The organism is Clostridium thermobutyricum (assembly GCF_000371465.1).
Classification (GTDB): domain Bacteria; phylum Bacillota; class Clostridia; order Clostridiales; family Clostridiaceae; genus Clostridium; species Clostridium thermobutyricum.
In genome coordinates, this window is the sequence record NZ_KB850956.1 from 2,148,985 (window position 1) to 2,160,404 (window position 11,420).

An 11,420-nucleotide genomic window follows, 5' to 3' on the forward strand; every position below is an offset into this window, starting at 1 on the left:
AAATTTTAGTAAATGGATATATACTTCTAATAAAATAAAACAAGCACTCTATCCTAAGTGCTTGTTTTGCTAATCAATTCTAGATATATTTATAATATCTCTTTTAAAATATAATTTTATTACCTTATAGAAATCTCAGTAGTTTCTTTAGTTACTATTCCACAGCTTACTTTTTTAACTAAAAATCCGCCATCAGTTTTGAAAACTTTTTTAGATACTATAAGGTCCATTATTTCATTTGCTTTATCAGAAGTTACTTCATCAATAACATCTTTTACAGATACATTAACCTTTTTTCCTAATTCATTTTCAAATCCCATTACTAAACTCTTTTCAACCATTTTATCTATCCTCCTATTTTTTAATTCTTTTTTACCTATCTTTTGTTATTTCTCTTTTAAGCTTCTGAAACTAAAGTGTATTCTTCTTCTGTTTCTATTGCTGTAAGCGAGTAATTTATTACCTCTCCTACAGCTTCTCCAAAAAGGTACATATCCTCTGGACTTAATTCTGAATTGATGTTATTAAAGTTTTGACCTTTAATAATGTCATTCCCTTTGTCATCAGTTCCTTTTTTGTAACTAACCTTTAGTTCTAATTCTTTTAGTATTTTTCTTGCCATACTTATCAACTCCCTTCAATTAATAAATATGCTAATTTTCAATTTTGGGATAAAAAATATAAAAAAAATCTAAAAATTTAAAGTAAAAATATAAAATAAAAATCCTGTGAAATATTAAATCACAGGATTTTTTTATAAATTATCTTTCCACTCTTTTTTTGTAATTGAATAAGCAGAAATATTATCATATTTTATATTTCTAATTATAAAGTTTCTAAAGGTTCCTTTATATATCATATTAGATTTTCTCATTACTTCTCCTGATGCAACATTCCTTGTATCATAGAATGCATAAATCTCTTCTAACTCAACTTCTTTAAATAAAAATTCAATTACCTTCTTTAAGGCTTCTGTCATTATTCCTTTATTCCAATACTTACTTGAAAGGCAATATCCAATTTCACATGCTTTCTTTACTGTATCTAATTCTACAACTTCTATTCCACCAATAGCTTCATTATTTTCTTTAAGCTCTATTATCCAATTATAAAAGCTATCACTTTCATATCTAGAAACCCAATACTCTAAAATTCTTTTTGTTTCTTCTATATTTTTATGATTTTCCCAAGACAAAAATTTTGTTACTTCCTTATCTGTTCCCCAATTTTTATACATATCCTTTGAATCTTCTATTCTGTATTTTCTTAAAATAAGCCTATCTGTTATTAATGTTACTGTCCCTTTATTATTCATTTCCCCTCACCTTCCTTATATATAAAATATCATCATTGCTAAAAAATGTAAATTTTTTATTGCTTTATAATCAATTTTATTTCATTTATTTTTTCTATATTATTGCATTTAATTTTATATATTAATAAATATTCTTTTATGTAATTAATAATAATCATCATTAATAGAGTTTATACCATTTATATTCAATTAATTTACTTTTTCTCTTTAAAATGTTTACTATTATTAACTTAATCCCCCATAAAAAGTTCATAAGTCAATTTTAAAATTACTTTTGTGGGATTTAAATTTGAAAGAAGGTGAAAAAATGAGTATTTATTTAAATAAGTCTAAGATTATTATTTTATGTTTATTTCCCGTTATTGCTATAATTTTCAATTTATACGCTCTATATAGTGAAATTTCTTCTTGTATTAATGGAACTAATCCTTTTTATTTAGTAAATCCTTATCAAGTTATTGAGTACTTTTTTATTATAGTGATTTGTATTTTATTTTCTTTTTATTATGTTTATGTTGGATTCTTATTTGAGAGAATTTATAAAAATAATTTATATAGAACATTTACGTTTTTGAATATCATCTGGGCATTCTTACAAATTATTTTAGAAGTTGTTGGAATTATTATTTCAAGTAGTTTAAATATAAATTTAATCTCACCAATTATAGGAATTATAATTTCTATTTGTATTATTACACTTCAATCAATAAATATTTATTTAGTCCTTAATTACAATAATGTATTAAAAGAAGAATCTAAAAAAAAATAATGTGTACTTTCTATTATATTAAATTTCTTTTTTAATTATTACTTTAATTTTAGAGAGTATGTGCTCTATTAAGGAAGTGTTTCTAAAATGAATAAATTTTTTGATAAAAAAAATCTTAGGTGGATTTCCTTAATTGTATGGACAATTTTAATCATAGCTTTAGCTCTTTTATCGCCTTCTCTTACTAAATTAGTTCGTGAAAAGGGAGCTATAGTATTACCAAGTGATTATCCACCACAAGTTGTTAAACAATTGTCAATCGAAAATGGAGGTGAAAAAAAAGACCAATATATTGCAGTATTTAATGTTCCAACAGGATTAACAAATGCAGATGAAAATAATATAAAAGCTACGCTAAATAAAATATCTAAAGAAAAGGATAAGCTTCATATATCATCAATAACAGATTGCTTTAGTAATACTGCATTAAAGCCTCAAATGATTTCTAAAAATAATACAACTATACTAGCTATTTTCAATATTCACAGCAAAAAACTCAACAATCCTATAATAAGAAAAAATATAACTAATCGCATAAAAACAGAAGGCGTTAAAACATATCTAACAGGAAATAGTTTAATTGAGGCAGATATTGGTATAGCATCTCAAAAAGGACTTGGTATAACTACAACTATAACTGTTATATTTATATTCCTTGTGTTATTTATTGTGTTTAGGTCATTTATAATACCATTTGTACCTTTAGTATTAATAATTTTAAGCTATATAGCATCCCAATTTGTAGTTGCTATACTGAGTAAATATTTTAATTTTCCAGTGTCAAATTACACCCAAGTATTTATGATTTGTATTCTTTTTGGTATGGGAACAGATTATTGTATATTGCTCATCAGTAGATTTAAAGAAGAATTAGATAATGGATTAAATAAATATGAAGCTATAAAACTAACTTATAAAACAGCTGGAAAAACTGTATTATTTAGTGCAACTCCTATTTTTATAGTGTTCACTATATTATACTTTGTACAATTCTCACTATATAAAAGTGCAAGCTCTGTTTCTATAAGTGTAATCTTCTTGATTTTAGCTTTATTTACTTTATTGCCTTCAATTATGGCTATATTAGGAAGGAAATTATTTTTTCCATTTAATAAAAAACATACTAATAAAGAAAATAAAGTTTGGAGTTTCTTAGGTAAATTTGCATTAACAAAACCTATCCTCGCTTTATTATTAGTTATTGTAGTATGTGCAATTCCAATTTGTTTAGATAATGGTGTTGAATCTTTTAACTTAGTAAATGAAATAAGTAGTAAATATCCATCTATACAAGGATTTAATATAATTGCAGATAATTTTGGTATTGGAAAAATATCTCCTATAACAATTTATATAGCTAATGATAAAGATATGAAGTCTCCAGAATATGTTGAAACTATTGCTAAAATATCTGATAACTTAGAAAAAGACCCTGAGGTTAAACAAGTTATGAGCTTATCTCAACCACTAGGAACAAGACTTGATGATATTTATGTTGATACACAAGCAGGAATAGTTAATAAAGGAATGAAAACTGGAACAAAAGATTTATCTAAGATTGGTAACGGCTTAAGCAATACAAGTGATAGCTTAAAAAAATCTGAGCCTCAACTTCAATCTGCCATAGCTGATATTAATAAATTAGATTCAGGAACTCTAAAAACTAAAAATGGTGTTATAGAGCTTCAATCTGCTTTAAGTACTTTAACAAATAGTATTAACCTTGAAGCAAATGCTAGTGGAAAATTAAAATCTGGTGTACAAGAAGCAGAAAATAAATTAAGTGAACTAAAAAATGGTGAAGAAGAAATACAACAAGGTTATAACGAAGTTGGTCAAAATTTAAATTTAGTTTCAAATAAAATAAATACTGTTACTAATAAAGTAAATAGTATGGTTAACTATGCTAATAACCTAAAAAATAGTATAGATTTAAATAAATTAAATAATATTTCTAACAGCATAAATAGTAACTTACAAAGTTATATTAAAGCTAATCCAAGTGCTTTAAAAAATAAAAACTTTAGACAAGCTGTTTATGATTTAAGTAATTTATCAAAAACTGCCAACAGTTACGAAGAAAAATTATCTAATACTATGCAAGAAGATACTACAGAATTTGTTAACCAATTAAATTCACTTAATAGTGGTATGCAAAAATTATCTAATGCCATGAATGAATTAAACTCTAAATCAACTTTAGTTACTAACGGAATTTCTGAATTCCAAAATGGTATTAATGAAGTTTACAATGGATTAAATGAGCTTAACACTGGTTTAAATGAAACAAACAAAGGTGGAAATGAAATTTTATCTAAAGTCCCAGAAATATCAAATGCTTTAGGAGAAATATCAAATGGACAATCAAAAATAAATTCTGGTTTCCAAGAGTTCTCTGGAAAAATAGATGAATTATCTAATGGACTTGGAACTGGTGCATCTGACATAAATAAAATTAACAGTGGAATAAAGGAAGCAAACGGATATATAAATAAATGGTCTAAATTGCCTTATGGAAATACTGGTGTATATGTACCTCAATCTATATTTAATAATAGTCAATTTAAAGAAGCCATTAATAATTATCTAAGTCCAAACGGAAAATTAGCTACAATAACAGTTACATTAAAAGAAAATCCATATTCTAATCAAGCTATGAATGAAATACCTAAGTTAAAAAATATAGTTAAGACTAGTATTATAGGTACTAATTTAAGTAATGCTCAAATTGGTGAAGATGGATTAATTAGCTTAAACTACAATATTAGAAGTATGGCAAACCATGATTATTATCAAGTAATGGTCTTAGTAACTATTTCAGTTTTAATTGCATTAATAATTTTATTAAGAAGCTTAATAATGCCTGTTTATATATTAATTTCAATTGTTATGACTTACTTTACTTCACTTGGAATTGTTCAATTATTATTCCAAAAAGTGTTTGGATATGTAGGACTTAATTGGATTACTCTATTCTTTGGATTCGTTATATTAGTTTCACTTGGAATTGATTATTCAATTTTCATAATAACGAGATTTAAACAAACAGAAGGTTTATCAGTAAAAGAAGGTATGCTAGATACTATTAAAGTAATGGGAAAAGTAATAATGTCAGCTGCTGTTATATTAGGTGGAACATTTGCTGCATTAATTCCTTCTGGAGTTCTTATCCTTGCAGAAATAGCTCTAGTAGTTATAGTAGGTTTATTTATCTATGTAATTTTAATATTACCAATATTTATTCCTATAATGGTTCACATGTTTAATAAAGTTAACTTCTGGCCTTATGATAAAGAAGGTAACTTCTTGTTATCTAAGAAAAATAAAAAACCTGAAGATGTATAAAAACTATATTTGCTATAATAAAACCTGTAGACAAAGTTCTTGGAGGTGTCATATGAAAAAACAAATTGCTGATTGTATAAATACATTAAACTACTATGAGATTTTTGTTATACTTTGATTATAATATATCGGAGGTTAAGATATGGCTGTATTGAGAAATTTGAGTAATACTTTAAGTCCAGAAAAGGCTTTTAGGATTTATGAAAAAGGAAATAAGATAGGATTATTCTTTATAGAAAACAATAATTTAGGTTGCGTTGGTCTTATCTGTAATAATGGTATTAGGTTAAGCAATAGAGAAATAAATGAATTAGATAATCTTGAATTAAATGATGGTTTTTTTATGGCTTCCGGGGATTTATATATAGAAAAATGTGTTATTGTTCCTGTGGACAGTATAGATGAACGATATTCAACTTTAGCTTATGTAAAGCCTTTTGCTGATAGAGATTATACTTTTTGTTTTTCTCTGTATGATAGGGTAGGTAGGATTGCTGATAGTGTTTATGAGCTTGGAGAAAAGATAGATTAATTTTATTATTATGAAGAAATTATTCATGTAGAACATCCAAAATATGCTTCTAAATCTTTATAAATTTATAGATTAAAAAATTATTTTTGGTAAATAAAATTTATTTAAAACATTAAATTGGGCAACTTTTAATTGCCCAATTTTATTATGTTCATTTATTTAGATAAATTTTTATTTATAATTCTCATATTTTAATTTAAAACTTTATTATTAATAAATATTATTAATTAACAAAATTTTTCTTTACTCTAAAACTTAAATTTACTATAATAAAACTAAGCATTACACTTTAAACTAATTATAAATAATATAAGAAACTTTAATTACATAATTAAGGAGATAAAAAATGAAATATTTTGTTATAGAAGGAATACTAACAAATCCTGATTTAATTAATGATGATATTATGAAAGAACATATGGCTTATACTCAAAAAGCAATGGATAAAGGATTAATCTTAATGTCTGGGTTAAAGTCAAACATGAGTGGTGGTCTATTCATTATGAAAGCTAACACTATTGAAGAAATAAAAGATTACTTATCTAATGAACCATTCAAAGCTCGTGATATACAAGATTATAACATCACAGAGTTCTCTCCTCATTACTGCAATCAATCACCTAGTGAATGGTTCAACAAGTAAGTAATACAAGAATATAGTTCTTTTAGATTTACTTATATAAATATTTAGTTTAATAGCTAATCTATAACCATAGAATAGAAGTGGGCAGTTGATAATTGCCCACTTTTATTTAATATTAAAATTTGATATAATATAATTATAAGAAAAGCATAGTGCTGCGAACACTATGCTTAACTAAGAACGTTTATTTGTTTTTAGGGCTATTGAATATTTGAATTAAAAAGCGCTAATCATTGCGGGATGGGTGCTTTTTTTCTTTGCTCTCAATATCAATTGATATTCCTTTTAGACTTATCCTTACTGATAATTTAGATACAAAAATATCTCTATGTTTAAATATCATTATAAATTTATTTATAGTTTTCTTTTGTTTCTATATAATTAAATTAACTATGATAATTTATATAAAAGAGAATTGAGGATTATTTATTTTTATAAATAATCTTATTTAAAGGGGAGGAAAAATATGGTTACTGATTTTGGAAATAGTCTTATAATTTTAGTTATTTTATACTTTGTAATAAGATGGGCTATTAAAGATGGAATTAAAGAAGCTTATAAAGATATAACAGGGAAAAAACCTAAAGATGAACAAGATTTTGAAGATATTAGAAAAATGTACGAATTTTCTAAAAAGCATATGAATAATAATGATAAAGAAGAATTATAATTTTTTATTAAAGAGGATTTTATGTTTTTATTTATAGTTGATATAATTGTCCCAATATTATTTGTTATTTATAACGTAGTTTATTATTTTAAAAAGAAAATTATTTATACAATAAAGAATGATGATTTTACTGTTATTAATGATGATTTTTATAAAATACAATTGATAGTAAGCTGTGTAAATGCTATTTCTGTTTCTATTATTTTATTTGCATGGCAAAAATATAGTTTTTCTTTTGGAATGCTTTTATTTATAGCAGTTTTTTGGAGCTTTAATTATTTAATAAAAGTGATTGCTGCTTGGAAAGATACTATTAGATAGATTTTTGATTGTTAATAAAATTAAAGGATACCTTTTTAGGTATCCTTTTTGTTTTTAGGTTATATTAATTAGGTGTGAAATAGATAGTTTTATGCTTGTCCACTTTTCTTATTAATTTGTATAATATTAATATTGTTCATCTTGTATATTGTAGTTTTTAACCTTAAATTTAAGTGTAATATAACTAAGTAAGCTTAAAATTAACATATATATTTGAACTATAATATATGAAAATTCTCCTATATCATATCCTATTAATACTTTTATTACGCTTTGAAATGGTAATGTTGTATAAATTGCGATAAAACTCATTATTGGAAATATACTCTCATCAGGTGTATTCCCTAATGAGATAAAAAAATCTGAATCTAAAGGCACAAATAAAAGTAGAAACATAATTATTCCTAAAAATATTAATATTGATTTATATTTTACTTTAAATAATCTTATTAGTATTAAAAATAAGCTAGTAAATATAATTGCAACCCATAAATAACTTCTTAAATCACTTTTTACATATTCATATTTCACAATAAAACCAGCAGTTAACATACTAACAATAGTAGTAATGAAATATATTATACTTATCTTAAAAGTATCACTTAATTTAATTAATTTTTTCACTTATACCTCCAGAATTAATTATATATTTTGTTAAATAATTTAATGCTAATATACCTGCTCTAAATTTCCTCACTTAAAGCTTAAAATATATACTATCTAATATTTCCTAATATTTTAAATTAAATATTATACAAAGCTTTAATATTAAAATTCAGTATACTTCTTACTATTTCCCTTTGCCTTTTCTATTGGATATTTCTTTTCATTTTTATCTATCTTTTTGTTTAATACTTCAACTATATCAACTTCTAAAGATTCAGCCATATAAAGACAATATGTCATTACATCTGCAAGTTCTTCACAAACTTTTTCTTTATCAAATTTATTATCCCAAATAAAATGTTCTAATAACTCTCCTGCTTCTACATTTATTGCTTTTGCTAAATTTTCTGGAGTGTGAAATTGCTTCCACTCCCTATCATCTCTTATTTTTATAAGTCTGTTTATTATTTCGTCCATTTGTTTTCTCCGTTAATATTTATTCTGTATTTATTTTAACATATTTTTCTTAAACACTTTATAGTTAATAAAATCTGTGGAAGAAGAAAATAAAAAGTCTAGATTAAAATCTAGACTTTGTTTTTGATTATATTAGTTACTGAAATTAATTCTTTCCATGATTCTCTTAACTATAAGTTTTGTTCTTTCTTCTATAAATTTCTCAAAATTTTCTTTTTTCCACAGTTCTTTATCTTTTGGTATTAAATGCATATCTAAATATTCATCAGATTTATCTTTAAACCATTCACTTGGTAATTTATCTCCTTTTGACCCATTTCTATTTTCCTCAAAAGAAAGTAACATACAGTTTCCTATCTGATTAATATCATGAGCTTTATATTTTTGTACTAATCTACCTTTATCACCTTTTATCTTAACCTTTTTCATTTCAGATTGTGGGAAAATATGATCTATATTAAGTTTATTCCCTGAAAAACTCGGATTAAAATCAAACTTGTTGTACCATATATTAAATAATAAATACAATTTTTTCTTAGAGTTTTCGTTATAATAACCTGCTGATAAAATATTATCTTCTGTTACTTCTAAAGATTTATTTTGATTTTTAAATAATATATTCAATGATTCAAAGTTCATTCCTTTATTTTCTTCTATGTCCTTAACAGTTAAATCTATAAGAGAATCTGAACTTCCATTATAAACACCATTAAATATTACTTTTATTATCCAATAACTTAATGATCCATCTTGTATTAATTTATTATATTCATCTTTATATTTATATCGACAATATATAATTGGAATTAAAGGTGTATATGCAGTAAGAGTATTATTATTTTTTATATAAGTTTTATCATAAATAAAATCCTTAACTGATTTTATTGCATTACTTATTTCTTCCCAGTTATCATCTATCTTTTCAACATTGTCCTCTTTTCTAAATTTATTTACATCATATTTTGCTCCTGCCCCAATTAAAGTTAAACATGTTTTTAATATAAAATCTCTACTAAATTTATATCCCATGCAATTTAACTCATTAATAAGCTCTTCTAATTTTTCTTCTATATCATCAATACTTTTAGTTAACAAAGCAAATAATAAATCACTTTTTTCAAGTTTTGTTCCACCAGAATTTGACCTTATAAAAATTTCTACAATATCATTTTCATCATAAACATCATTATTATCTACACTATCTAACTCCTGATACGAAATAACTTCTTGTAAAGAAAATACATGTATAAATTGTTCAACTATATCATTTATTCTCATTATATTTTCTTCACTAAGTTTAATTCCCTTATTTTTTAAATTAGCTACAATCTCTCTACTAAATGTCATAGGTTTTTTATTAGTTTCTAGTAATGATTTTACATTTATCATTCCATCTTTAACTTCATCATTTTCTAAAAATCTAAAATCATATTTTTGGTCATTTTCTAGCTCTTTATTATCAATTACATTTAAATATAATTCTTTATTATTATAAGTTCCCTTAAATGCTATATATAAACTTTGAAGCCTTTGTTGACCATCTAAAACTAATAATTTTTGTTTTTTATTTATTGGCTGATAATTATTTAATACGCTCATTTCAGATTTAAATATAGTTATAAAACTTCTTATTTTAACTTTTTGGTCTGTTTTCCAAATCATCAATGTTCCTATAGGATACTCTCTCATAATAGAATCAAATAATTTTATAATTTGAGCTTCACTCCATACAAAATTCCTTTGAATATTAGGTAACCAAAAGCCACCTTGTTCAATTGGATTATTTATATAATTCATCATTTTTCTTATTGTTGTATTATTGTTCTTCATAAATCCCCCTAAGTTATATTAATTTATCCAAATATTTACTCATAATTTCTAAATGATGCATTATTGATAGCCTTTTTAACATTCCTAAACTTGTAGATTTATTTTCATTGTTATATTCTCTAAATTTTTGTAAGGCTAAACTATCAAATTTATTTAAATCAGCCCATTCACATAACTTTTTATTAGCTTCTCTAACTTTTTTTGATTGATTCTCAGTAGAATCATTGCTATCAGATAAAAAATGTCTAATATTTAAAATATTATTATCAAAATATACAATGTGTATAGCTACTACTTTAGCTAACCATCCACTATTTGAAAACTTCTCGCCTATTACTGAATAATCTGAAAATCCTAAATCATTTCTTTTTAAATATTTTATATGCTCATCTGAAAAAAATTCTTCTCTTTCTAAATAATCTGCATTTCTATTCTTCTTATCAAATTTATCATCTAAAATAACTCTATTATCACACTTATAATCATCATTTAATAAAACTATAAATCTACTTCTAAATGATTTTAAAGAGTTTTTATTAATAGAGTTATTTTTATTTTCTATTAAAGCTATATTATCTACATCTAATCCTTTTGTTTGTATTTCTTTTAATTGAATATTACTTTTTTTATTCAAAATATGTCCAATAATGATAAATTTATTTTTAAGTATTGCCTCAAATTCTCCAATACTTTTCTTATCTAGTTTAAAAAAATCTCCTACTTGAGGATTATGAATAACAATTATTTCTCTCTCTTTTTTTATAAATTCAAGTAACACTTCTTTAAATATACTACTAAAGTTTATTGGTTCAATTATAGGTATTATCTTTTTAGATAATAAATTATCTTCTAATAATTCTTTTAAAGCCCTTAACTCATTTTCCTTTCCTCTTAAATATGGTAAATACATGT

At 23.9% G+C, this 11,420-nt stretch carries 12 protein-coding genes; 5 read left to right on the top strand and 7 right to left on the bottom strand.

The window, feature by feature from the left end:
* Positions 1 to 119: 119 nt before the first annotated feature.
* From HMPREF1092_RS10010 to HMPREF1092_RS10020, 3 genes are all read right to left on the bottom strand, one after another.
* A complete protein-coding gene (locus HMPREF1092_RS10010) occupies positions 120 to 341 on the bottom strand; it encodes a DUF2922 domain-containing protein (RefSeq protein ID WP_002598554.1) in 222 nt (73 codons plus the stop codon).
* A gap of 56 nt (positions 342 to 397) precedes the next feature.
* Positions 398 to 622 (bottom strand): DUF1659 domain-containing protein, encoded by a 225-nt coding sequence (locus tag HMPREF1092_RS10015; protein WP_002598555.1) that lies wholly within the window; start codon positions 620 to 622, stop codon positions 398 to 400.
* A gap of 132 nt (positions 623 to 754) precedes the next feature.
* Positions 755 to 1,315, bottom strand: a complete 561-nt coding sequence (locus HMPREF1092_RS10020) for a GNAT family N-acetyltransferase (protein WP_002598556.1) — start codon at positions 1,313 to 1,315, stop codon at positions 755 to 757.
* An 856-nt stretch (positions 1,316 to 2,171) separates the two neighbouring features.
* Between HMPREF1092_RS10020 and HMPREF1092_RS10030 the strand changes: the two genes are divergently transcribed.
* The 5 genes from HMPREF1092_RS10030 (at position 2,172) to HMPREF1092_RS10050 (ending at position 7,595) form a co-directional block, all read left to right on the top strand.
* Positions 2,172 to 5,429: an MMPL family transporter gene (locus HMPREF1092_RS10030; protein WP_002598558.1), complete on the top strand. Its 3,258-nt coding sequence runs from the start codon at positions 2,172 to 2,174 to the stop codon at positions 5,427 to 5,429.
* A gap of 142 nt (positions 5,430 to 5,571) precedes the next feature.
* A complete protein-coding gene (locus tag HMPREF1092_RS10035) occupies positions 5,572 to 5,961 on the top strand; it encodes a hypothetical protein (protein WP_002598559.1) in 390 nt (129 codons plus the stop codon).
* 346 nt (positions 5,962 to 6,307) lie between these two features.
* Positions 6,308 to 6,604, top strand: a complete 297-nt coding sequence (locus HMPREF1092_RS10040; RefSeq protein ID WP_002598560.1) for a YciI family protein — start codon at positions 6,308 to 6,310, stop codon at positions 6,602 to 6,604.
* Positions 6,605 to 7,070: 466 nt separating this feature from the next.
* Complete coding sequence (locus tag HMPREF1092_RS10045; RefSeq protein ID WP_002598561.1) at positions 7,071 to 7,274, top strand: DUF6019 family protein; 204 nt, start codon at positions 7,071 to 7,073, stop codon at positions 7,272 to 7,274.
* Between the two features lie 21 nt (positions 7,275 to 7,295).
* Complete coding sequence (locus HMPREF1092_RS10050; RefSeq protein ID WP_002598562.1) at positions 7,296 to 7,595, top strand: hypothetical protein; 300 nt, start codon at positions 7,296 to 7,298, stop codon at positions 7,593 to 7,595.
* A gap of 126 nt (positions 7,596 to 7,721) precedes the next feature.
* On the opposite strand, the gene HMPREF1092_RS10055 is transcribed toward HMPREF1092_RS10050, so the two are convergent.
* From HMPREF1092_RS10055 to HMPREF1092_RS10070, 4 genes are all read right to left on the bottom strand, one after another.
* On the bottom strand, positions 7,722 to 8,219 hold the full coding sequence (locus HMPREF1092_RS10055; RefSeq protein ID WP_002598563.1) for a hypothetical protein: 498 nt from the start codon (positions 8,217 to 8,219) through the stop codon (positions 7,722 to 7,724).
* 144 nt (positions 8,220 to 8,363) lie between these two features.
* Positions 8,364 to 8,678: a nucleotide pyrophosphohydrolase gene (locus tag HMPREF1092_RS10060; RefSeq protein ID WP_002598564.1), complete on the bottom strand. Its 315-nt coding sequence runs from the start codon at positions 8,676 to 8,678 to the stop codon at positions 8,364 to 8,366.
* Between the two features lie 132 nt (positions 8,679 to 8,810).
* A complete protein-coding gene (locus HMPREF1092_RS10065; protein ID WP_002598565.1) occupies positions 8,811 to 10,508 on the bottom strand; it encodes a GmrSD restriction endonuclease domain-containing protein in 1,698 nt (565 codons plus the stop codon).
* 13 nt (positions 10,509 to 10,521) lie between these two features.
* A complete protein-coding gene (locus HMPREF1092_RS10070; protein WP_002598566.1) occupies positions 10,522 to 11,418 on the bottom strand; it encodes a sce7725 family protein in 897 nt (298 codons plus the stop codon).
* Positions 11,419 to 11,420: the final 2 nt, after the last annotated feature.